Source organism: Nonomuraea sp. NPDC005730, assembly GCF_040630865.1.
Lineage (GTDB): Bacteria > Actinomycetota > Actinomycetes > Streptosporangiales > Streptosporangiaceae > Nonomuraea.
The window spans coordinates 118,420-138,751 of record NZ_JBEXYK010000005.1; the positions used below are offsets into that span (position 1 = coordinate 118,420).

A 20,332-nucleotide genomic window follows, 5' to 3' on the forward strand; every position below is an offset into this window, starting at 1 on the left:
CGGGCGGGGTAGCGGCCAGGGCATGCACACACTCGTCAAGGGACTGATCGCGGGAGCGGCGGGCACCACGGCGCTGAACACCGTCTCCTACCTGGACATGCTCGTCCGGGCGCGGGCCGCGAGCAGCACGCCGCGGCAGGCCGTGGCGAAGTTGTCCGGCCTGACGCACACCGACCTCGGCGACGGCGACCGGGCCGCCAACCGCACGGAGGCGCTGGGCTCGCTCATGGGGTACGCGACCGGGATCGCCTCGGCCATCGCCTACGGGTTCCTGTCGGGGCGGCGCAGGTCGTGGCCGGTCGGGGTGCTGGCGCTCACCGCTCTGGCCATGTCCGGCTCGAACGTGCCGCTGACGTTGCTCGACGTCACCCATCCGAGCGAGTGGCCGGCGGGCGCGTGGGTCTCCGACGTCGTCCCGCACCTCGCGTACGGGATCACGGCGTACGCGGCGTACGAGCTGATGCGCTGACCTGGACGCACCCGGCGGATTCTGTCGGTCGCGCCGGGCATGATCGAGCCGTCCGACCGCGTCCGCACGGAAATGGAGATCGGGTTGTCCCCCACGCATCCGCAGGTGATCGGCCACGCCTTCCTCAAGGCCCTCTACCGCGACGGCTACTACCCCGACCACGTCGTCGACAAGGGCAGGGCCGTCCTGCTGCGACTGTGCGAACGCGTCGAGACCGAGCGGCCCGGCGACCTGGCCTCCCTCTACGCGCTGACGCATGCCGCGACGGAGGAGTTCAACGCGCTCGACGAGGAGTTCCACGAGGCCGGCAGCGAGATCGAGACCGTCGCGCGCGAGGCGATCGCCGAGGAGTTCTGGTTCGTGGCCACCACCTACGGCTTCCCGGAGGCCGACATCGAGGAGCTGATCGCCACCCGCGAATGGTGACCCCGGCCGGAGGTGTCAGGTGTGGGGGTTGAGGCGGGCGTAGGCGGCCGGTGGCATGCCGACGGCGGCGGTGAAGTCGCGGGTCAGGTGGGCCTGGTCGGTGTAGCCCAGCTCGGCGGCGAGCGTGGCGAGGTCGAGGCCCTGCTGCACGCGTTCCGCGGCCTCGTGCAGCCGGAAGCGGCGGATCACCCATTTGGGGCCGATGCCGACATAGTCCCGGAACAGGCGTTGCAGGGAGCGTATCGACCGGCCCGCCTTGGCGGCCAGCTCGTCGACCCTGGTCACGGTCACGTCGTCCTCGACCAGCCCCACCAGGGCCGCGGCCTCCTCGGCCAGCGGGTCCGGCGCTGGCCCGAGCGCCAGCAGGAACGCCTCCACGAGCGCGATGGCGGCGCCCGGGTCCGGCTCGGCCAGCACGCCGCCGACCAGCGCCGGGCCGGAGGCCGGGAACATCTCGCCGATCTCCACGAACCGGCCGGTGAGCTCGGACACCGGGCCGCCGAGGAACGTCCGGAAGCCGCCGGGGCGGAAGCGGGTGCCGAGCGCGCGGCCGGTGCCCCGCATCGTGTACGAGAACCCGCCGTCGATCACGCCCGCGATCCGGTGGAAGTCCTGGACGATCGTCATGTTCACGGTCGGGTGCGACAGGATGCGCTGCACGTAGGGCTCGGCGAGGTCGGTCCACGTGACGACCCAGAAGTGGTCGACGTACGCCGCCAGCCGCGGCGGCGGCGCCTGGCGCGCGAAGTCGAAGGCGGCCAGCCCCGCGTGCGGATTCACCCAGCCGCGCTGTCGCGTTTCTACAAGCCGTGCCCGAGGCAGGCGGGACATCATGTCTGCCATGGAAGACATGATGCCGCTGATGACCCGGGCCACCCACCGGACCGCCGGCCTGGTGGCCGCGGTGCGGCCCGAGCAGTTCGGGTCCCCGACGCCGTGCGCGGAGTTCGACGTCAAGGCGCTGGTCAACCACCTGGAGTGGGTGGCGGAGATGTTCGCGTCGCTGGCGCACGGCGGGGAGCGCACCGAGCAGGGCCCGTACGCGGGCGACTTCCCCGAGCGGGCCGGGCGCATGCTGGCCGCCTGGTCGCGGCCGCAGGCGTGGGAGGGCACGTGCGCCGCGCTGGGCGGCATGCCGATGACCATGGTGGCCCACCTGTGGCTGGTCGACATGGTCGTGCACGGCTGGGACCTGGCCAGGGCCACCGACCAGGCGTACGAGCCGGACGCCGAGGCCGTCGCCCGTGGGCTGGGGTTCACGCAGCAGACGGTGGAGATGGGCCGGCAGAACGGGGCGTTCGGGCCGCCGGTGGCGGTGCCGGACGACGCCCCGCCGTTCGACCGGCTGCTCGGCCTGATCGGCCGCGACCCGGCCTGGAAGCCCTGACCGGCTCACCGGCGAGGAAGACGACGGGTCAACGGGCGGCGGGCACGGGCTCCACGCCCTCCCGGACGGGCACGGCACGCCGCCGGGCGGCGAAGAGCGCCGCGGCGATGTAGAGAACCTGCTCCGGGATGCGCTCCCACAGCGGCGTGGCCTCCCCGCCCGCGAAGGGCACGTCGGAGACCGCCGCGTAGACGTTCGCCGGGAGCAGGCCGACGAACAGCAGGGCCAGGCAGATCCCGGCCGCCCGGCGGGTGGCGGGCAGCACCAGCCCGATCGCCCCGGCCAGCTCCAGCACGCCGGTCAGGTAGACCACGGCGGCGGGGAACGGCACGATGGGCGGCACCATGCGCACCAGGTCGCCGTGGTTCGGCATGAAGGTCACCCCGTCGGGGACGAAGTGCGCGCTTCCCGTCATCACCACCATGACGGCCAGCCCGTGCGCCGCGGACACCTGCCACGTGCCGAACCGCCGCACGCCGAGCGCGCCCAGCAGCCGGAAGCCCAGCGTGGCCACCAGAAGAACGATCACCGTCACCGGAACACCCCATTGGATAGTACCGTTATCCGAACTTGGATAACGGTACTATCCAATGGGCGTGGAAGCAAGCGCGCACAACGCGAAGCCGTGCGGGTCAGGACGACCCGCACGGCTTCGCGCGCGTTGCAGAGGGACGGCTAGATGCCGATGGCGGCCTCGGGCTGCATGAGGCGGCGGGCCGCCTCGGTGATCGAGCCCGACAGCGACGGGTAGACCGCGAACGAGTGGGCGACCTGGTCGACCGTCAGCCGCTGCTGCACGGCCAGCGACACCGCGAGGATCAGCTCCGAGGCGCGCGGGGCCACGACCACGCCGCCGAGCACGATGCCGGTGTGGGGGCGGCAGAACAGCTTGACGAAGCCGTCGTTGAAGCCCTGCATCTTGGCCCGTGCGTTGGTGGCCAGCGGCAGCTTGACCACGTTCGCGTCGATCTCGCCTGCCTCGATCGAACGCTGCGCCACGCCGACGGCCGCGATCTCGGGGTCGGTGAAGATGTTGGAGGCCACCGTGGCCAGCCGCAGCGGCTGGACGGCCTCGCCCAGCGCGTGCCACACGGCGATGCGGCCCTGCATGGCGGCGACCGAGGCCAGCATGAGCACGCCGGTGCAGTCGCCGGCCGCGTAGACGCCGGGCGCGGAGGTGCGGGAGACCTTGTCGACCTTGACGAAGCCGTTCCGGTCGAGCTGCACGCCGGCCTCCTCCAGGCCGATGCCGCCGGTGTTGGGGACCATGCCGACCGTCATCAGCGCGTGGGAGCCCTCGGCCGTGCGGCCGTCCTCCAGGGTCACCACCACGCCGTCGGCCGTGCGCTTGACGGAGGAGGCGCGCGAGCGGCCCATGACGTTCATGCCGCGCCGCCGGTAGACCTCTTCCAGGACCTCGGCACCGTCGGCGTCCTCGTTGGGCATCATCCGGTCGCGGCTGGAGACCAGCGTGACCTCCGCGCCGAGCGAGCGGTAGGCGCCGGCGAACTCCGCGCCGGTCACGCCGGAGCCGACCACGATCAGGTGCTCGGGCAGCTCCTCCAGGTCGTAGAGCTGCCGCCAGGTGAGGATGCGCTCGCCGTCGGGCTCGGCCCCCGGCAGCACCCGCGGCGTCGCGCCCGTGGCCACGAGCACCACGTCGGCCCTGATCGTACGGTCGCCCGCACGCACGACCTGCGGGTCGACCAGCCGCCCCCGTGCCTTGATGATCTCGACGCCCTCGGCCTCGACCCGGGTCGCGATGTCGGCCGACTGGGCCTGGGCCAGCTCCTTGACCCGCTTGTTGACCAGCGGCATGTCGACGCCGACCACGCCGGCGTCGCCGTCGGGGCCGCCCGAGAACGACACGCCGAGCGAGGGCGCGTCGAGAAGCGCCTGCTTGCGGACGGACGTCGCGATCAGCGTCTTGGACGGCACGCAGTCGGTGAGCACGCAGGCCCCGCCCGGCCCGTCCTGCTCGACCATCGTGACCTGTGCGCCTAGTTGGGCGGCCACCAGCGCCGCTTCGTAGCCGCCCGGCCCGCCACCAATGATCACGATCCTCGTCACGTGTCCCATTCTCCCGCACGTGCCCCCGGAAGCCGCAACCGGCCCATGACGGGATCACGCTCCGGCGGACATGGGGGACACATGGGCCTTCCGTGCCCGGCTTGATGGACCGACACGCCGGGTCAGCGTGGCAGGATGGCGCGATAGCTGGATGACGAGCGGCACCCGGCGAGAGGGGTGGATCGTGGCGTGGCTTTCGGATCAATCAGGGAAGCCGAATGATCTACGGCTTTACGGCTCCTACGGGATGAACATGGACCCAGAGCAGATGGCCATGCGCGCCCCGCACTCCCCGATCTGGGGTGTCGGCTGGCTGACCGGCTGGCGGCTGACCTTCGGCCGCACCGACAGCAAGTGGGAGAGCTCGCTCGCCACCATCGTGGAGGACCCCGACGAGCACGTCTTCGTCGTGCTCTACGACGTGCCCGAATGGGAGGAGACCTCGCTCGACCAGTGGGAGGGCGCGGTCCGCGGCGCCTACCACAAGGTGCGGCTGCGGGTGCAGACCCTCGACGGCGAGGTCGTCGCCTGGTTCTATGTGCTCGACGGCTACGAGGGCGGCCTGCCCTCGGCCCGCTACCTGTGCAACCTGGCCGACGCGGCCGAGCGTGCGGGCGCCCCCGACGACTACGTCAAGGAGCTTCGGGAGCGCCCCTGCACCTCGGCGCCCTAGCGGAGCGGCTCGTCCTTGGTCTCGCGCAGCACGAAGACGTACACGAGCGTGGAGATCAGCGCCAGGGCGGACATGTACCACGGGAACATCCCGGGGTTGCCGGCCTTCTGCAGCGCGGTGCCGATCAGCGGCGCGGTGCCGCCGAAGATCGCCACGGTCAGCGAGTACGGGAACCCGGCCCCCGCCGCCCGCACCCGGGTCGGGAACAGCTCCGAGTTCACCGCGGCCGAGACCGAGGTGAAGCAGCCCAGGAACACCATGCCGATCATCTGCACGACGAGCAGGCTGGCGAAGGAGTCGGTGAGCAGTCCGAGCAGCGGCACCGGCAGGATCAGGAAGCCGAGCCCGAACGCGATCAGCATCGGCTTGCGCCCGATCTTGTCCGACAGCAGGCCGAGCAGCGGCTGCAGCAGCATGAAGAACACCAGCGAGATCGTGCCGACCTGGAGCGACTCGGCCTTGTCGAACGAGACCGTGATCTGCGCGTAGGTGGGCAGGAAGCTGGTCCAGGTGTAGTAGGCGACGGTGCCCGCGATCGTGATGCCGACGATGGTGAGCGCGGACCTCGGGTGGTGCTTGAGGAACTCGAACATGCCCGGCCGCTTGACCTCGCCCCGCTGGATCTCCTCGGCGACCGCCGAGGTCTCGTCGGCGCCCTTGCGGATCCACAGGCCGACGAGGCTGAGCAGCGCGCCCACCAGGAACGGGATGCGCCAGCCGTAGGAGCTCATGTCCTCCTTGACCAGCGTCGAGGCGAGCACCGCGGCCAGGCCGGAGGCGATGAGCTGGCCGATGGTGGTGCTGACGTACTGGAAGGAGGAGAACAGGCCGCGGCGGCGCGGCGGGGCCGACTCGACGAGGAACGTGGTGGCGGCGGCGAACTCACCGCCCACGGACAGGCCCTGGATCAGCCGGGCCAGCGTCAGGATGACCGGCGACAGCAGGCCCACGGCCTCGTACGTGGGGGTCAGGCCGAGCAGCAGCGAGCCGCCGCCCATCAGGATGATGGTGAAGGTCATCGCGGACTTGCGGCCGTACCGGTCGGCGAACGCGCCCACCAGCAGGCCGCCCAGGGGCCGCATGAAGAAGCCCACCGCGAACACCGCGAACGAGCTCAGCAGCGGCACCAGGCTGTTGCCGGAGCTGTCGGGGAAGATCTGCGCCGAGAAGACCGTGGCCAGGAAGGTGTAGGCGTACCAGTCGTACCACTCGACCACGTTGCCGATGCTGGCCGCCATGAGCTGACGGACCCTGCTCTTCGGTATGCCGAGCGGCGATTGAGCGACGGGGGAGGTCGACACGGCATGTGCTCCTTTTGCTGACACGTGGAGTGATGGCTTACTGTGCATTCGGAAGACCGAAACAGTCAAATGTCTGGGCAATTATTTACAAACCCGACACGGAAGCGGTTGCAGGTGGACGTTCTCGACCGGCGGCTCGTGGCCGCGCTCCAGGTGAGCCCGCGCGCCTCGTGGGGCGAGATCGGCAGGGTGGTCGGCGAGCACGAACGCACGGTCGCCCGCCGGCTCCAGCGGCTCATCGCCGACGGCGTCGTCCGCGTCACCGCGATCTACGACGACCTGCGCACCGGCCACGGCCGCCCCGCGCACCTGCACGTCCAGGTGCGGCCCGGCACGGCGGCCCAGGTGGCCAGATCGCTCACCGACCGGCGCGACACGCGGTCGGTCTACGCGCTGACCGGGGCCGCCGACCTGGCCTGCGAGCTGGTGCCGCCGTCCCGGCAGGACCTGCACACCATCCTGGCCCACGACATCAGCGAGATCGACGGCGTGCTCCAGACGCAGACCCAGGTAGTGCTGCACACGTTCACCACCGTGGCCGAGTGGCACGCGCCCTTCCTCACCGAGCGGGAGGTCGCCGAGCTGCGCCCCGCGCCGCCGCCCCCCGACCTGCCCGACGAGGACGGCCTGTCGCCGCTGGAGAAGGAGATCGCCGAACTGCTGGCGGCCGACGGCCGGGCCGCCTTCACCACGATCGCCGAACGGCTCGACCTCTCCGTGCCGACCGCGCGCCGGCGGGTCGGCTCGCTCATCGACCGGCGGTTACTGCTGCCGCGCGCCGAGGTCGAGCCCGCGCTGCTCGGGCTGGAGGTCGAGGCCATGCTGTGGCTGAAGGTGCGGCCGTACGGGCTGGGCGAGACCGGCCGGCGCCTGGCCGAGCACCCCCACGTGCGTTACTGCGCCGCCACCTCGGGCACCCACTCCCTCATCGTGCAGGTGGCGGTGGCCCACGAGGCGGACCTCTATCGTTTCATGACCGACGTGCTCGGTCGGCTCGACGAGATCACCGACAGCGACCTGACCCTCATCACCCGCGCGTACAAACGCGGTCACCTGCACAAATCCGGACTGCTCACCCTGGAGAAGACGCCATGACACCTGCCGAGAAGGAAGTCGCCGACCTGTGCGTGGAGCTGATCCGCGTCGACAGCAGCAACTACGGGGACGGCAGCGGCCCCGGCGAGCGGGCCGCGGCCGAGGTCGTCATGGCCAGGCTGGACGAGGTCGGCATCGGGGCGACGTACGTCGAGAGCGAGCCGGGCCGCGGCAACGTGGTCACCCGCGTCGAGGGCACCGACCCGTCGCTGCCCGCGCTGCTCGTCCACGGCCACCTCGACGTGGTGCCCGCCAACGCCGCCGACTGGTCGGTCGACCCGTTCGCCGGCGAGGTCAAGGACGGCTACATCTGGGGCCGCGGCGCCGTGGACATGAAGGACATGGACGCGATGATGCTGGCCGTGCTGCGCCAGATGAAGCGTGAGGGACGCCGTCCGCGCCGCGACATCGTCTTCGCCTGGGTCGCCGACGAGGAGGCCGGCGGCGTGTACGGCGCCAAGTACCTCACGGCCAACAACCCCGAGCTGTTCGAGGGCGTGACCGAGTCCATCAGCGAGGTCGGCGGCTACTCGCTGGAGGTCGACCCGTCGCTGCGGCTGTACCTGATCGAGACCGCCCAGAAGGGCCTGGCCTGGATGAAGCTGGTCGCCGACGGCACCGCCGGGCACGGCTCGATGCTCAACTCCGACAACGCGGTCACCGAGGTCGCCAAGGCCGTGGCCCGGCTCGGCGGGCACGAGTGGCCGCTCACCTACACGCCGACCGTGCGCCAGTTCCTCACCGAGATCGCCGACGCCTTCGGCCTGCCGTTCGACGAGGACGACCCGGCCCCGCTGCTGGACAAGCTCGGCCCGCTGGTGCGGTTCGTCGGCGCGACGCTCCGCCACACCACCAACCCGACCCAGCTCGACGCCGGCTACAAGTCGAACGTCATCCCCGGCCAGGCCACGGCCGTCGTGGACGGGCGTTTCCTGCCCGGCTTCGAGGAGGAGTTCTTCAAGACCGTCGACTCGCTCATCGGGCCGAACGTGCGCCGCGAGTTCGTGCACCACGACATCGCGCTGGAGACGACGTTCGACGGCGCGCTGGTCGAGTCGATGATCGCGGCGCTGAAGGCCGAGGACCCGACCGCGCGGGCGGTGCCGTACTGCATGTCGGGCGGCACCGACAACAAGACCTTCTTCGCCGACCTGGGGGTGCGCGGGTTCGGGTTCGTGCCGCTGCGGCTGCCCGGCGACATGGACTTCGCCTCGATGTTCCACGGCGTGGACGAGCGGGTGCCGGTGGACGCGCTGCAGTTCGGGGTGCGGGTTCTGGACAGGCTGCTCCTAAACTACTGAGATGTGAGCAACGACGCATACACCCTGGCCGTAGAGGCCGCCGCCGCCCTGACCGGCGCGGCCGGCCTCGACACCTTCGACGTGGCCCTCGTCATGGGGTCGGGGTGGGTCCCCGCCGCCGACGCGATCGGGCAGACCGTGGCCGAGATCCCGTTCACCGATCTGCCCGGCTTCCGCGCCCCCGCCGTGGCCGGGCACGGTGGCAAGATCCGCGTCGTGCGCACGCCGTCCGGGCGGCACGCGCTGGTCTTCCTCGGCCGCACCCACCTGTACGAGGGCCTCGGCGTCGACGCGGTCGTCCACGGCGTGCGCACGGCGGCCGCGGCGGGCGTGCGCACGATCGTCCTGACCAACGCGGCGGGCGGCCTGCGGCCGGAGACCCAGAACGTCGGCGACCCGGTGCTGATCAGCGACCACGTCAACCTGACCGGCGCCAACCCGATCACCGGCACCACCTTCATCGACCTCACCGAGGTCTACTCGCGCCGCCTGCGCGCCCTGGTCCGCGAGATCGACCCGACCCTGGCCGACGGCGTCTACGTGGCCTTCCGCGGCCCGACGTACGAGACGCCCGCGGAGATCCGGATGTTGCGCACGCTCGGCGGCGACCTGGTGGGCATGTCCACCGTGCTGGAGGCCATCGCCGCCCGCGAGGCGAACCTGGAGGTGCTCGGCGTCTCCCTGGTCACCAACCCGGGAGCGGGCCTGTCCGGCGAGCCGCTCAACCACGAGGAGGTCCTGGAGGTGGGGCGCGCCACGGCCGCCCGCATGGGCGTGCTGCTGGCCAAGGTGGTGGACCGCCTGTGACCGCCGGCGACGACCGGGTCCCGCCGGAGGCCGAGGGGGACGTACCGCTCCCGCCCGTGGACGCCGACCTGCTGCGCCGCGCCCGCCAGTGGCTGGCCCAGGACCCCGACCCCGACACCAGGGCCGAGCTGTCCGACCTCCTGGAGGACGACGACCTGCCCGCCCTCCGCGAGCGGTTCCAGGCCAAGCTGGAGTTCGGCACCGCCGGCCTGCGCGGCGAGCTGGGCGCGGGCCCCAACCGGATGAACCGGGTCACCGTCATGCGCGCCGCCGCCGGTCTGGCCGGTGTGCTGGGCGCCGGCAAGCACGTCGTGATCGGCTACGACGCCCGGCACAAGTCCGACGTGTTCGCCAGGGACACCGCGGCCGTCCTGACCGGCGCGGGGCTGCACGTCTCGCTGCTGCCGCGCCCGCTGCCCACGCCGGTGCTCGCCTTCGCCGTACGCCACCTCGGGGCCGACGCGGGCGTGACGGTCACCGCCAGCCACAACCCGCCCAGGGACAACGGCTACAAGGTCTACTGGGGTGACGGCTCGCAGATCGTGCCGCCGGTCGACCGGGAGATCTCGGCCGCCATCGACGCGGTGGGCCGGGTCGACCAGCTCCCCCTCGACGGCCCCGGCACGCTCACCGAGCTGGGCGAGGACATCGTCGACGACTACATCGACGCGGTGACCGCCCTGCCGCTGGGCGAGGCGCGCGAGCTGCGGGTGGCGTACACGCCGCTGCACGGGGTGGGCTCGGGGACGCTGACGGGGGCCTTCCTCGCGGCGGGCTTCGAGACGCCGATGGCCGTGGAGGAGCAGCGCAACCCCGATCCCGACTTCCCGACGGTGGCCTTCCCCAACCCGGAGGAGCCCGGCGCGATGGACCTGGCGGTCGCGCTGGCCGCCAAGCTCGGCTCCGACCTGGTCCTCGCCAACGACCCCGACGCCGACCGGTGCGCGGTCGGCGTGCCGCTGCCCGACGGCACGTGCCGCATGCTGACCGGCGACGAGGTCGGCGGCCTGCTGGCCGAGCACGTGATCACCCACACCACCGGCGACCGGCTGGTGGCCACCACGATCGTCTCCTCGACCCTGCTGAGCAAGATCGCGCAGGCCCACGGCGTGCGCTACGGCGAGACGCTGACCGGGTTCAAGTGGATCGTCAAGGCGGGCGAGGGCCTGGTCTTCGGCTACGAGGAGGCCATCGGCTACTGCGTCGGCTCCGACGCCGGCCTGCCGGTCCACGACAAGGACGGCATCGGCGCGGCCCTGACCGTGGCCGCCGTCGCCGCCGCCGCCAAGCGCGACGGCCGCACGCTGCTCGACCTGCTCGACGACCAGGCCGTCCGGTACGGCCTGCACGCGACGTCCCAACTCAGCTTCCGGGTCGCCGACCTGTCGCTGATCTCCGGCGCGATGGACCGCCTGCGCGCCGCCCCGCCCGCCACGCTGGGCGACCACACGGTCGAGGCCGTGGACGACCTGAGCCGCGGCGACGGCGGCCTGCCCCCGACCGAGGGCCTGCGCTTCCACCTGTCGGACGGCGGGCGCGTCGTGGTCCGCCCGTCGGGCACCGAGCCCAAGCTGAAGTGCTACCTGGAGGTCGTGGTGCCGGTGACCGGCGAGGTGGCGCAGGCGCGCGCGTCGGCCGCCCGCGACCTCGACGGCCTGAAGGCCGACCTGACCGCCTGCCTGGGCCTGTAGCCCGGTGGGCCCGCGCCGCGGGCCCACCGGGCGGTCACATGTCGGCGCCCGCCGAGAACATGATCGGCCGGACCTCGATCGCCAGGCCCTCGATCCGGCTGTCGGGGATCATCCCGGCCAGCTCGATCGCGCGCTCGCGGCTCTCGCAGTCGACGATGTAGTAGCCGCCCATGTACTCCTTGGCCTCCAGGAAGGGGCCGTCGGTCACGGCCGGCAGGCCGTTGCGGGTGCGGACGACGGCGCTGGTGGACGGGTCGCCGAGCGCCTGCGTGCCGATCATCTCGCCCGACTCCTGGATCGTCTTCATGAACGCGCCGTGGCCGCTCATGATCAGGTCGCGCTGCTCCTCGCTCAGGGTGTCCATGACCTGCTGGTTCACCTGCATGATCAACAGAAACTTCATCGTCTCTCCTCGTGGTCGTGCGAGTTCCGTCGTGCTGGGTCGGAGCCGGCGCGTCCCTCTCGACATGCCCCGCGAAACTTTTCCGGAAAGCACGTCGAGCGCGCGAGCCGGGCTCCGACCTCCTGGTGAAACGGACGACACCAGGAGGCTCCCGACATGCCGCATCTCACCGAGACCGCCGCCGGACCCAGGGCCGGGCGGCGCGAATGGGCCGGGCTGGCGGTGCTCGCCCTGCCCACCCTGCTCGTCGCGGTCGACATCAACGCGCTGTTCCTGGCGCTGGCCCGGTTGAGCGTGGAGCTGGGGGCGAGCGCCGTCCAGCAGTTGTGGATCATCGACATCTACGGGTTCATGGTCGCCGGGCTGGTGATCACGATGGGCGGCCTCGGTGACCGCATCGGCCGCCGCCGGCTCCTGCTGATCGGCGCGGCGGCCTTCGGCGTCGCCTCCCTCGCGGCGGCGTACGCGGTCAGCCCCGCCATGCTGATCGCCGCCCGTACGGTGCTGGGCGTCGCGGGCGCCACGCTCATGCCCTCCACGCTCGCGCTCATCACCAACATGTTCCGCGACGCCCGGCAGCGCGGCACGGCCATCGCCGCCTGGGCCACCTGCCAGTTCGCCGGGGCCGCGCTCGGGCCGGTCGTCGGCGGGCTGCTGCTGGAGCACTTCTGGTGGGGGTCGGTGTTCCTGCTGGCCGTCCCCGTGATCGTGGTGCTGCTCGTGGCCGGCGTGCTGCTGCTGCCGGAGTTCCGCGACCCGGACGGCGGGCGTATGGACCTGGCCAGCGTCGCGCTGTCGATGCTGGCGATCCTGCCGGTGGTCTGGGGCGTCAAGGAGCTGGCCGCCTCGTCGGCGTCGGCCGGGCCCGGCGCGCCGCTCGCGGCGATCGCGGTCGGTCTCGCGTTCGGGGTCGCGTTCGTACGGCGGCAGCTCACGCTCGACGCTCCCCTGCTCAACCTGCGCCTGTTCACCCAGCGCCCGCTCACCCTGATCCTGACCGCCCTCGTGCTGGCGGGCATCGCCATGGCGGGCACCGGCCTCCTGGTCACCCAGTACCTGCAGTCGGTGCTGGGGCACACCCCGGCGCAGTCGGCGCTGTGGTTCGCGCCCATGGGGCTCGGCGTCGCGCTGGGGACCACGCTCACCCCGGCCCTGACCCGCCGCGTCGCCCCCCGCACCGCCATCATGGGCGGCCTGACGCTGGCGGCCGCCGGGGCGGCGCTGCTCACGCAGGCCGAGGCCGGGCTGCCGGTGGTGATCACCGCCATCACGGTGCTGGCGCTGGGCACCGGCCCGCTGTTCGCCCTGGGCACGGGGATCGTGGTCGGTTCGGTGCCGCCGGAGAAGGCCGGGTCGGCGGCCTCGCTTGCCGAGTCGGGCAACTTCCTGGGCGGGACGCTCGGCCTGGCCCTGCTCGGCACGGCCGCGGCGGCCGTCTACCACCACGCCCTGCCCGCGCACGTGCCCGGCGCGGCCAGGGAGACCGTGGCGGCCGCGGCGGCCGCGGCCAGGGGGCTCGCCCCGGCGCAGGCCGCCGAGCTGCTGGCGGCCAGTCACGCCGCGTTCCTCAGCGGGATCGTGGCGATCGGCCTGGCGGGCGCGGCCCTGTTCGTGCTGGCCGCGCTGCTGACCTCGCTGCTGCCCCGCGCGAACGCGGCGTGACGGCCGGTTCAGGCCAGGCGGAACTGCAGGTCGATGTCCCACTTGTTCAGGTCGGGCTCGATCCGCGGGTCCGTCTGGTACAGCTCCAGCCGGCAGCCCCAGTGCTCGGTGCCGTCCTTCTCGGTCATGTCCCAGGTCAGGCCCTGCTCGGCGGCCCACTTCAGCACCGACTCGATGACGCCGGAGAGCTGGTCGGGGTGGCCGTGGTGGGACTCGGTGACAAAGCGGCCCGCGGGCAGCGTGCCCACGTGGAACTCGCCCTCCACGGGCTCGGTGACGGGCGCGGTGACGGGCACGCCCGCCTCCACCACCAGCCGGTCCCCCGGCATGTCGATGCTGTGGTACCGGAAGAACGGGGCTCCGGCCATCGTGTGCCCGCGCTCGGCGAGCCAGCCGATCATCTCCGCGATCCGGTCTCCGACGAGGCCGAAGCTGGTCATCGTGATGGTCTTCTTGATCCCGAGGTAAGGACGCTCGGGAAGTTCGACGATCTGTGGCATGTGTCTGTCCTCCTTCACCTGTCAGTACGGAGCGGCCGGCCGAAACTCATCGGCAGGCCGAAGGACGGCACCAGCCGGGGATCGAGAAAGGTGGTCACGCCGGTGACGACTCCGCCGCCGATCTCCAGGACTACCAGGGCGAACGCCTCCCCGTCCCGGTACTGGGCGAAGGCGGGCGCGCCGTTCGCCCCGGCCGGCAGCAGGCGGTCGCCCGCGCAGGGCGCGCCGGCGGCCAGCAGGACCGCCCTGACCGCCTCCCGGCCGCGCAACCACCACGCGAACGGCGGCATCGACATCGTCGCGTCCTCGTGCAGCAGCGAGACCAGCGCGTCCACGTCGTACCGCTCGAAGGCGGAGACGTAGCGGTCGAGCAGCCTGCCGTCGATCGCGGCGTCCTCCGGGGCGTCCTCAGAGGCGACCGCGGGGAGCCGGGCGCGGGCCCGCTGCAACGCGCTGTTCACGGACGCGACGCTCATCTCCAGCAGGCCCGCCACCTCGGCGGCCTGCCACTTCAGCACGTCGCGCAGGATGAGCACGGCCCGCTGCCGCGGCGGCAGCCGTTGCAGCGCGGCCACGAACGCCAGCCGCACGCTCTCCCTGGCCACCGCCAGCTCCGCCGGGTCGGCCGGCAACACGCGCCCGTCGGGCACCGGCCACACCCAGGCGTCCCCCGGCAGCGGATCTCCGAGCGGGTCGCCGGGACGCGCCGCCGGCCCGAGGTCCATCGCCCGCGCCCGCCGCTGCGGCCCGCGCAGCATGTCCAGGCAGACGGACGTGGCGAGCCGGAACAACCACGGGCGCAACGGCCCCCGCCCCGGCTCGTACGTGCGCCACGCCCTGACGAACGTCTCCTGCACCGCGTCCTCGGCCTCGAAGCCCGAGCCGAGCATCCGGTAGCAGTAGCCGGTCAGCTCGACCCGGTGGTGTTCCAGCTCGGTCGCCTCCACTACGCCGCGGCCACCTCGATCTGCAGCTCGTGCACCCATTCCGCGCGGTCCTGCGGGCAGTGCAGCGACACCTCTCGCGCCAGGTCGAGCGAGCGGTGGCCGTTCTCCTCGATCCAGTGGGCCAGGGCCTGGAAGGTCGGCCCGACGGCCTCCATCGGGCCGTGGTGGATGATCGTGGCCGCCGTGCCGATCGCGGGCAGGTCCCTGATCTCGAAGTCGTGGCGCGGATCGGGGTCCACGTTGACCGGCAGGCAGGCGTGGACCATGACCGAGCCGTCGTCCTCCTGGCGGTAGTAGGCCAGGCCGGGGCCGACCACCCGGACGTCCGCCCGCTCCACGCGGGCGCAGATCTCGGCGAACAGCGGCCCGATCACCGGGCCGACGTCCTCGCCCTCGTAGCTGGCCGCCCTGGCGCTGAGCTGCGCGACCCGTACCGGGTCGACCTTCTTCAGCACGACTTCCGCGGTTCTCATGTGCCCCTCCGTCTCGATGCTGCGGAGTCTCGCCTCGACGCCGCGCAACCTGGCCAGGTCGGCGCTGATCCGGGCCTCCAGCTGGGCGCGGCGCAGCCGTACCATGCCGTGCAGCTCTTCGGTGCTGACCTTCTCGTCCAGGATCGTCCGGACCTGTTCCAGCGTGAAGCCGAGGTCCTTGATGGCGACGATCCGGTTGAGTCTGGCCAGTTGCGCGGCCTGGTAGGACCGGTAACCGGTGAGCGGGTCCACGTGCGCGGGGCGCAGCAGGCCGATGGCGTCGTAGTGGCGGAGCATGCGTACGGACACGAGCCCCAGCCGGGCGAAATCTCCGATGCTGAACATGTCCGGTCCAGAAGTAGGGGCTCACACGGTGTCAGAGTCAACCTATGGCGATTTCTAGGAACATGGGGTACTTTCCAGCGTAACAAGCAACCGAACGTTCGTTAGGTCGCCATGGACGTGGACACACTGCTCCGGATCAGGACGGCCGCGGTGCGGCTCTTCGCCCGGCAGGGCTACGCCGCCACCGGCATCCGAGATCTGGCCAGGGCGGTGAACCTGACCAACGCCGGCGTCTACCACCACGTCCACAGCAAGGAAGCCCTGCTGGCCGACCTCATGCGGACCGGCCTGCAAGGGCTGATCGACTCGACCGCCCGCGTCCTGGCCGGGGCCACGCGTCCCGCCGACCGCCTCGCCCTGCTGATCACCTCGCTCACCGCCCTGCACGCGCTCACCCCCCTGACCAGCCGCGTCATGGACGGCGAGCTCCGCTCCCTGACCCCCGGCTCGCCCGCCCACGCCGAGGTCATCGCCCTGCGCGACGCCTACGAGAGCCACTGGAAGAGCGCCCTGGCCGACGGCGTCGCCGAAGGCGTCTTCCACGTCGCCGACCAGAAGCTGACCCGCCTCGCCCTCATGTCCATGTGCACCGGCACCAGCGAGTGGTACCGCCCCGACGGGGACTCGACGCTGGAGCAGGTGTGCGCGGAGTTCGTCACGATCGGCCTGGCCGCCGTACGCGCCGCCGGCCCGGTCGTGGCGCCCCTCGATCGACGCCTGCTGCCCGTCTTCCCGTGGGAGCCGCCGGATGCACACCACGATCCCCGACCTGCTGAGGCACGCCGCTAGCACGTACGGCGAGCGCGAGTTCCTCCGTTTCCCCGCCCCCTCACCCGCCCTCCCGGCGACCTCGCTGAGCTTCGCCGAGGCCGACGCCGTCTCCGACCGCCTGGCCCGCGCGCTGGCCGGCCATGGGGTACGCCCCGGCGACCGGGTGGCCGTCATGCTGGACAACGAGCCGTGGTGGCCGTTGAGCTGGTTCGCCGTCCTGAAGGCGGGGGCGGTCACCGTCCCCGTGAACGTGCGGTACCAGGCCGCCGACCTTGAGCACGTCCTGCGCGACTCCGGCGCGGTCGCCACCCTGACCGGCGCGGAACACGCCGCGCGGGTGCCGGGCGTGGTGCACCTCGTGGACCAGCTGACGGATGGCCCACCTCTCGACATATCCCTCAGCGCGGACAATGTCGCCAATTTTCAGTACACGTCGGGGACGACGGGCTTCCCCAAAGCCTGCCTGCTCACCCACGACTACTGGGTCAGGACCGCCCGCGTCGTCGCCGACCTCGTCCGCCTGCGCGACGACGACGTCCTGCTGATCGCCCAGGCGTACTCCTACATGGACCCGCAGTGGACCACCCTGCTCTGCCTGCTCGGCGGCATCCCGCAGGTGGTGCTTCCCCGTTTCTCCGCCTCGGGCTTCTGGCCCGCCGTCCGTGAGCACGGCGCGACCCTCACGTACGTGCTGGGCACCATGCCCCTGCTGATGCACAAGCAGCCGCCGAGCCCCCTCGACCGCGACAACCGGATGCGGCTCGTGCTCTGCTCGGGCATCGCGCCCGGCCTGCACCGCGCGTTCGAGGAGCGCTGGGGCGCGCCCTGGCGCGAGCTGTACGGCTCCACCGAGAGCGGCTGCGACCTGATGGCCGCCCCGGACTCCGACGACACCGTCGGCACCGGCGCGCTGGGCACCCCGCCGCCCGGCAAGGAGGTCCGGCTCGACGCGGAGACGGGCGAGATCCTGGTCCGCGGCACGCCCATGATGACCGGCTACTGGAACCATCCCGAGGCCACCGCGCACGCCTTCCGCGGCGGCTGGTACCACACCGGCGACCTCGGCGTCCGCGACGCGCGCGGACGCATCCGGCACGCCGGACGGCTGAAGGACATGGTCCGCAGGGGCGGTGAGAACATCTCGTGCGCCGAGGTCGAGAGCGTGCTCGCCGGGCATCCCGCGGTCCTGTCCGCGGCCCTGGTGCCCATCCCCGACGACCTCTTCGGCGAGCTGCCCAAGGCGTTCCTCCAGCTCCGCCCCGGTCACGCCGCCGACGCCCGCACGGCCGCCGCCGTCATCGCCCACGCCAGGGAACGCCTGGCCCGCTTCAAGGTCCCGGCGTACGTGGAGTTCGTGGAGTCGTTCACGCTCACCCCGTCCGCCCGCATCGAGAAGCGCCACCTGCTCCGCCCCGGCCGCGACCAGCGCGCCGCCCCCGCCATCCCCACGGAGGACCCGGCATGATCGACGTGACCGTACGCGACGAGGTGGCCGTGATCACCCTCACCCGTCCCGAGAAGCTGAACGCCCTCACCGCCGGCATGCGGCGGGACCTGGCCGCGGCCGTCCGCGCGCACGGCCGCACCGCCAGGGGCATCGTGGTGACCGGCGCCGGCCGGGCCTTCTCGGCGGGCGAGGACATCGCCGAGGCGGCGGGCAAACCGCTGGAGGCGGAGGTCGAGCTGTTCCACGACATGACCAGGGCCGTGCTGGAGACCCGGGTGCCGGTGGTCGCCGCGGTCAACGGCCTGGCCGTCGGTGGCGCCGCCGAGTGGACGCTCTGCTTCGACACCCGCATCGGCGCCCAGGCCACCGAGTACTTCTTCCCCGAGAACCACCTCGGCCTGTCGATCTCGAACGCCGCCAGCCACCTGCTGCTCCGGCTGGCCGGCGGCCGGGCGCTGCGGCTGGTGCTGGACTCGGCCCGCCTGAGCGCCGCCGACGCGCTGGCGGCCGGGCTGCTGGACGAGCTCGTGCCCGCCGAGGAGCTGGTGGAGACGGCGATCGCGCGGGTGCGCCACTGGACCCGGCCGGGCACCGCCACCGCCGTGCACCTGGGGCTGCTGCGCCCGCCGAAGGCCGAGGTCGAGCGCGCCTTCGAGGCCGAGACCGTGGCCGCCCGGCAGGTGGAGCAGGCGGGCCTCGCCCAGGCCGGCATGACCCGCTTCCTGACCCGCCGATCCCCCTGACCCGCCGAGGGGTCGGCGAACTCTCGGCCCGCCGGGCCCCTGCTCCCGGCCCCCGGGTTCGGGCCTGTGGGGCGGTCAGGCGATGACGATGGCGGCCACGATCAGGGCGACCGCGACCACGAGGACGGCGATCGAGTCGTAGGACCAGGTGACCTTGACCGGTGCCACCGCGGCCGCCGGCTCCGCGCGGCGGTGGGCGGCCTCGGCGCGGTCGCGGATCTGGTCGCCCACGAAGTCGGCGTGGGTCTTGCCGGTGAACGCCTCGGCGGCGGCCTGCTCGGCCTTGCTGACCGTGGCCTCGACCCGGAACCGCCCACCCCGCTGCGGCTTGGGCACGCCGCGCCGCTGCGCCTTGGACCGCTCTCTGGCGCTGCTCATGGGCGTCCACAACCGCAGCACCTGCTCCTCGGCGCCCTCGCCGCCGTAACGGACCGCGATGGAGTGGGTGACCGTCACCTCGCCCACGGACGCCCACGGCAGGAACGTCGTGCGCAGCGGGTTACGGGCCAGCAGCCCCTCCTCGCCGACCACGGTGGCGGGCCGGACCGCGATCGCGTAGACGAGCGCCGTCATCGCCCCGAGCACGGCCAGCGCCACCATGGACGGCTTGCCGTTGTAGTGGGCCGTCAGGTCCCACACGTTGAACGCCACGAAGACCAGCCAGGCGCAGCCCAGCACGAACCCGGTCTTGGACCGGTAGGTGTGTTTCACGGCTGCCACTTGATCTGCGCGAACCCCGGCTTGATCACGCCGTTGATCAGCGCCAGCCGCTCGTCGAACGGGAGGAAGGCCGACTTCATCGCGTTGACCGTGAACCACTGCAGGTCGTCCCAGTCGTAGCCGAACGCCTCGACCAGCTTGGCGAACTCGAGGGACACGCTCGTCGAGCTCATCAGCCGGTTGTCGGTGTTGACGGTGACCCGGAAGTGCAGCCTGCGCAGCAGCCCGATGGGGTGCTCGGCGATCGAGTCGGCGGCCCCGGTCTGGAGGTTGGACGTGGGGCACATCTCCAGCGGGATGCGCTTGTCGCGCACGTACGCCGCCAGCCGCCCCAGCTTGGCCGACCCGTCGCCGGCCACGGTGATGTCGTCGATGATCCGCACGCCGTGGCCCAGGCGGTCGGCGCCGCACCACTGGATGGCCTGCCAGATCGACGGCAGCCCGAACGCCTCGCCGGCGTGGATCGTGAAGTGCGCGTTCTCCCGCTGGAGGTATTCGAAGGCGTCGAGGTGCCGGGTGGGCGGGTAGCCGGCCTCGGCCCCGGCGATGTCGAACCCCACGACGCCGACGTCACGGTAGCGCACGGCCAGCTCGGCGATCTCCATCGAGCGCGCCATGTGGCGCATCGCGGTCAGCAGCGTGCCGACCCGGATGCCGCGCCCCTGCGAGCCCAGCGTGAACCCTTCGAGCACCGCCTCCACCACCTGGTCGAGGCTCAGCCCCATGGTGGTGTGCTGCTCGGGGGCGAAGCGCACCTCGGCGTAGACCACGCCGTCGTCGGCGAGGTCGCGGGCGCACTCGGCGGCCACCCGGACCAGGGATTCGCGGGTCTGCATGACCGCGACCGTGTGGTCGAAGGTCTCCAGGTAACGCTCCAGCGACCCGGAGTCGGCGGCCTCCTCGAACCAGAGGCGCAGATTGTCGGGGTCGGTGGAGGGCAGCCGCCCGTAGTCGATCTCCCGTGCGAGCTCGACGATCGTCTCGGCGCGCAGCCCGCCGTCGAGGTGATCGTGCAACAACACCTTGGGAGCCTGCCGGATCTTGTCAAGCGTGGGGCTCATCTGGCCATGATATGAGCACACTCCTCCGCCGCCGCACACG

General features: G+C 72.1%; 22 protein-coding genes. 12 read left to right on the top strand and 10 right to left on the bottom strand.

The window, feature by feature from the left end:
- Positions 1-22: 22 nt before the first annotated feature.
- Positions 23-469, top strand: coding sequence for a hypothetical protein (locus ABZ444_RS09935; protein ID WP_357994622.1), 447 nt, complete (start codon positions 23-25; stop codon positions 467-469).
- Between the two features lie 39 nt (positions 470-508).
- Complete coding sequence (locus ABZ444_RS09940; RefSeq protein WP_357994623.1) at positions 509-895, top strand: DUF5713 family protein; 387 nt, start codon at positions 509-511, stop codon at positions 893-895.
- Positions 896-910: 15 nt separating this feature from the next.
- Here the strand turns inward: ABZ444_RS09940 and ABZ444_RS09945 are convergent, their stop codons facing one another.
- Positions 911-1,738, bottom strand: coding sequence for a helix-turn-helix domain-containing protein (locus ABZ444_RS09945; protein ID WP_357994624.1), 828 nt, complete (start codon positions 1,736-1,738; stop codon positions 911-913).
- Here ABZ444_RS09945 and ABZ444_RS09950 point away from each other — a divergent pair.
- Entirely contained in the window at positions 1,737-2,282 is a 546-nt protein-coding gene (locus ABZ444_RS09950) for a TIGR03086 family metal-binding protein (protein WP_357994625.1), read from the top strand. The genes ABZ444_RS09945 and ABZ444_RS09950 overlap by 2 nt on opposite strands.
- A gap of 28 nt (positions 2,283-2,310) precedes the next feature.
- Here ABZ444_RS09950 and ABZ444_RS09955 read toward each other — a convergent pair whose 3' ends face one another.
- Positions 2,311-2,817 (bottom strand): hypothetical protein, encoded by a 507-nt coding sequence (locus ABZ444_RS09955; RefSeq protein WP_357994626.1) that lies wholly within the window; start codon positions 2,815-2,817, stop codon positions 2,311-2,313.
- Between the two features lie 140 nt (positions 2,818-2,957).
- The gene (locus ABZ444_RS09960; protein ID WP_357994627.1) at positions 2,958-4,352 is read right to left on the bottom strand and encodes an NAD(P)H-quinone dehydrogenase; all 1,395 of its coding nucleotides are present in this window, start codon (positions 4,350-4,352) and stop codon (positions 2,958-2,960) included.
- Positions 4,353-4,605: 253 nt separating this feature from the next.
- On the opposite strand from ABZ444_RS09960, the gene ABZ444_RS09965 reads away from it, so the two are divergent.
- Complete coding sequence (locus tag ABZ444_RS09965) at positions 4,606-5,025, top strand: gamma-glutamylcyclotransferase (protein WP_352325470.1); 420 nt, start codon at positions 4,606-4,608, stop codon at positions 5,023-5,025.
- Here ABZ444_RS09965 and ABZ444_RS09970 read toward each other — a convergent pair.
- Complete coding sequence (locus tag ABZ444_RS09970) at positions 5,022-6,326, bottom strand: MFS transporter (RefSeq protein WP_357994628.1); 1,305 nt, start codon at positions 6,324-6,326, stop codon at positions 5,022-5,024. The genes ABZ444_RS09965 and ABZ444_RS09970 overlap by 4 nt on opposite strands.
- A 114-nt stretch (positions 6,327-6,440) precedes the next feature.
- On the opposite strand from ABZ444_RS09970, the gene ABZ444_RS09975 reads away from it, so the two are divergent.
- Genes ABZ444_RS09975 through ABZ444_RS09990 form a run of 4 tightly spaced genes read left to right on the top strand, consistent with a single transcriptional unit; the run spans position 6,441 to position 11,220 of the window.
- Positions 6,441-7,421, top strand: coding sequence for an Lrp/AsnC family transcriptional regulator (locus tag ABZ444_RS09975; RefSeq protein WP_357994629.1), 981 nt, complete (start codon positions 6,441-6,443; stop codon positions 7,419-7,421).
- The gene (locus ABZ444_RS09980) at positions 7,418-8,722 is read left to right on the top strand and encodes a M20/M25/M40 family metallo-hydrolase (RefSeq protein ID WP_357994630.1); all 1,305 of its coding nucleotides are present in this window, start codon (positions 7,418-7,420) and stop codon (positions 8,720-8,722) included. The genes ABZ444_RS09975 and ABZ444_RS09980 overlap by 4 nt, the downstream gene beginning before the upstream one ends.
- Before the next feature lie 3 nt (positions 8,723-8,725).
- Positions 8,726-9,529: a purine-nucleoside phosphorylase gene (locus ABZ444_RS09985; RefSeq protein WP_357702426.1), complete on the top strand. Its 804-nt coding sequence runs from the start codon at positions 8,726-8,728 to the stop codon at positions 9,527-9,529.
- A gap of 56 nt (positions 9,530-9,585) precedes the next feature.
- The gene (locus ABZ444_RS09990; RefSeq protein ID WP_357994788.1) at positions 9,586-11,220 is read left to right on the top strand and encodes a phospho-sugar mutase; all 1,635 of its coding nucleotides are present in this window, start codon (positions 9,586-9,588) and stop codon (positions 11,218-11,220) included.
- Between the two features lie 34 nt (positions 11,221-11,254).
- Here the strand turns inward: ABZ444_RS09990 and ABZ444_RS09995 are convergent, their stop codons facing one another.
- Positions 11,255-11,623 carry a YciI family protein gene (locus ABZ444_RS09995; protein ID WP_357969853.1) on the bottom strand — a complete coding sequence of 123 codons (369 nt, stop codon included), beginning with the start codon at positions 11,621-11,623 and terminating at the stop codon, positions 11,255-11,257.
- A 156-nt stretch (positions 11,624-11,779) separates the two neighbouring features.
- Between ABZ444_RS09995 and ABZ444_RS10000 the strand changes: the two genes are divergently transcribed.
- Positions 11,780-13,285 carry an MFS transporter gene (locus ABZ444_RS10000; protein ID WP_357994631.1) on the top strand — a complete coding sequence of 502 codons (1,506 nt, stop codon included), beginning with the start codon at positions 11,780-11,782 and terminating at the stop codon, positions 13,283-13,285.
- A gap of 8 nt (positions 13,286-13,293) precedes the next feature.
- Here the strand turns inward: ABZ444_RS10000 and ABZ444_RS10005 are convergent, their stop codons facing one another.
- Genes ABZ444_RS10005 through ABZ444_RS10015 form a run of 3 tightly spaced genes read right to left on the bottom strand, consistent with a single transcriptional unit; the run spans position 13,294 to position 15,550 of the window.
- A complete protein-coding gene (locus ABZ444_RS10005) occupies positions 13,294-13,785 on the bottom strand; it encodes a GyrI-like domain-containing protein (protein WP_357994632.1) in 492 nt (163 codons plus the stop codon).
- 14 nt (positions 13,786-13,799) lie between these two features.
- Positions 13,800-14,732 carry an RNA polymerase subunit sigma-70 gene (locus tag ABZ444_RS10010; RefSeq protein ID WP_357994633.1) on the bottom strand — a complete coding sequence of 311 codons (933 nt, stop codon included), beginning with the start codon at positions 14,730-14,732 and terminating at the stop codon, positions 13,800-13,802.
- On the bottom strand, positions 14,732-15,550 hold the full coding sequence (locus ABZ444_RS10015) for a MerR family transcriptional regulator (protein ID WP_357994634.1): 819 nt from the start codon (positions 15,548-15,550) through the stop codon (positions 14,732-14,734). The genes ABZ444_RS10010 and ABZ444_RS10015 overlap by 1 nt, the downstream gene beginning before the upstream one ends.
- A 117-nt stretch (positions 15,551-15,667) precedes the next feature.
- Here ABZ444_RS10015 and ABZ444_RS10020 point away from each other — a divergent pair, with 117 nt between their 5' ends.
- From ABZ444_RS10020 to ABZ444_RS10030, 3 genes are read left to right on the top strand one after another with little or no spacing between them, the layout of a single operon-like run.
- Positions 15,668-16,339, top strand: a complete 672-nt coding sequence (locus tag ABZ444_RS10020; protein WP_357994635.1) for a TetR/AcrR family transcriptional regulator — start codon at positions 15,668-15,670, stop codon at positions 16,337-16,339.
- On the top strand, positions 16,299-17,786 hold the full coding sequence (locus ABZ444_RS10025) for an AMP-binding protein (protein WP_357994636.1): 1,488 nt from the start codon (positions 16,299-16,301) through the stop codon (positions 17,784-17,786). Before ABZ444_RS10020 ends, ABZ444_RS10025 begins: the two co-directional genes overlap by 41 nt.
- Positions 17,783-18,511 carry an enoyl-CoA hydratase/isomerase family protein gene (locus tag ABZ444_RS10030; RefSeq protein ID WP_357994637.1) on the top strand — a complete coding sequence of 243 codons (729 nt, stop codon included), beginning with the start codon at positions 17,783-17,785 and terminating at the stop codon, positions 18,509-18,511. The genes ABZ444_RS10025 and ABZ444_RS10030 overlap by 4 nt, the downstream gene beginning before the upstream one ends.
- 75 nt (positions 18,512-18,586) lie before the next feature.
- Here ABZ444_RS10030 and ABZ444_RS10035 read toward each other — a convergent pair whose 3' ends face one another.
- A complete protein-coding gene (locus ABZ444_RS10035) occupies positions 18,587-19,222 on the bottom strand; it encodes a PH domain-containing protein (protein ID WP_357994638.1) in 636 nt (211 codons plus the stop codon).
- Complete coding sequence (locus tag ABZ444_RS10040; protein WP_357969832.1) at positions 19,219-20,292, bottom strand: adenosine deaminase; 1,074 nt, start codon at positions 20,290-20,292, stop codon at positions 19,219-19,221. The genes ABZ444_RS10035 and ABZ444_RS10040 overlap by 4 nt, the downstream gene beginning before the upstream one ends.
- Positions 20,293-20,332 lie beyond the last annotated feature (40 nt).

Bases quoted from the DNA above. Each gene is read 5' to 3' on its own strand.
- ABZ444_RS09935 (WP_357994622.1), top strand. From the start codon at position 23: ATGCACACACTCGTCAAGGGACTGATCGCGGGAGCGGCGGGCACCACG.
- ABZ444_RS09940 (WP_357994623.1), top strand. From the start codon at position 509: ATGATCGAGCCGTCCGACCGCGTCCGCACGGAAATGGAGATCGGGTTG.
- ABZ444_RS09950 (WP_357994625.1), top strand. From the start codon at position 1,737: ATGGAAGACATGATGCCGCTGATGACCCGGGCCACCCACCGGACCGCC.
- ABZ444_RS09945 (WP_357994624.1), bottom strand. From the start codon at position 1,738: ATGGCAGACATGATGTCCCGCCTGCCTCGGGCACGGCTTGTAGAAACG.
- ABZ444_RS09965 (WP_352325470.1), top strand. From the start codon at position 4,606: ATGGACCCAGAGCAGATGGCCATGCGCGCCCCGCACTCCCCGATCTGG.
- ABZ444_RS09980 (WP_357994630.1), top strand. From the start codon at position 7,418: ATGACACCTGCCGAGAAGGAAGTCGCCGACCTGTGCGTGGAGCTGATC.
- ABZ444_RS09995 (WP_357969853.1), bottom strand. From the start codon at position 11,623: ATGAAGTTTCTGTTGATCATGCAGGTGAACCAGCAGGTCATGGACACC.
- ABZ444_RS10000 (WP_357994631.1), top strand. From the start codon at position 11,780: ATGCCGCATCTCACCGAGACCGCCGCCGGACCCAGGGCCGGGCGGCGC.
- ABZ444_RS10005 (WP_357994632.1), bottom strand. From the start codon at position 13,785: ATGCCACAGATCGTCGAACTTCCCGAGCGTCCTTACCTCGGGATCAAG.
- ABZ444_RS10015 (WP_357994634.1), bottom strand. From the start codon at position 15,550: ATGTTCAGCATCGGAGATTTCGCCCGGCTGGGGCTCGTGTCCGTACGC.
- ABZ444_RS10025 (WP_357994636.1), top strand. From the start codon at position 16,299: ATGCACACCACGATCCCCGACCTGCTGAGGCACGCCGCTAGCACGTAC.
- ABZ444_RS10030 (WP_357994637.1), top strand. From the start codon at position 17,783: ATGATCGACGTGACCGTACGCGACGAGGTGGCCGTGATCACCCTCACC.
- ABZ444_RS10040 (WP_357969832.1), bottom strand. From the start codon at position 20,292: ATGAGCCCCACGCTTGACAAGATCCGGCAGGCTCCCAAGGTGTTGTTG.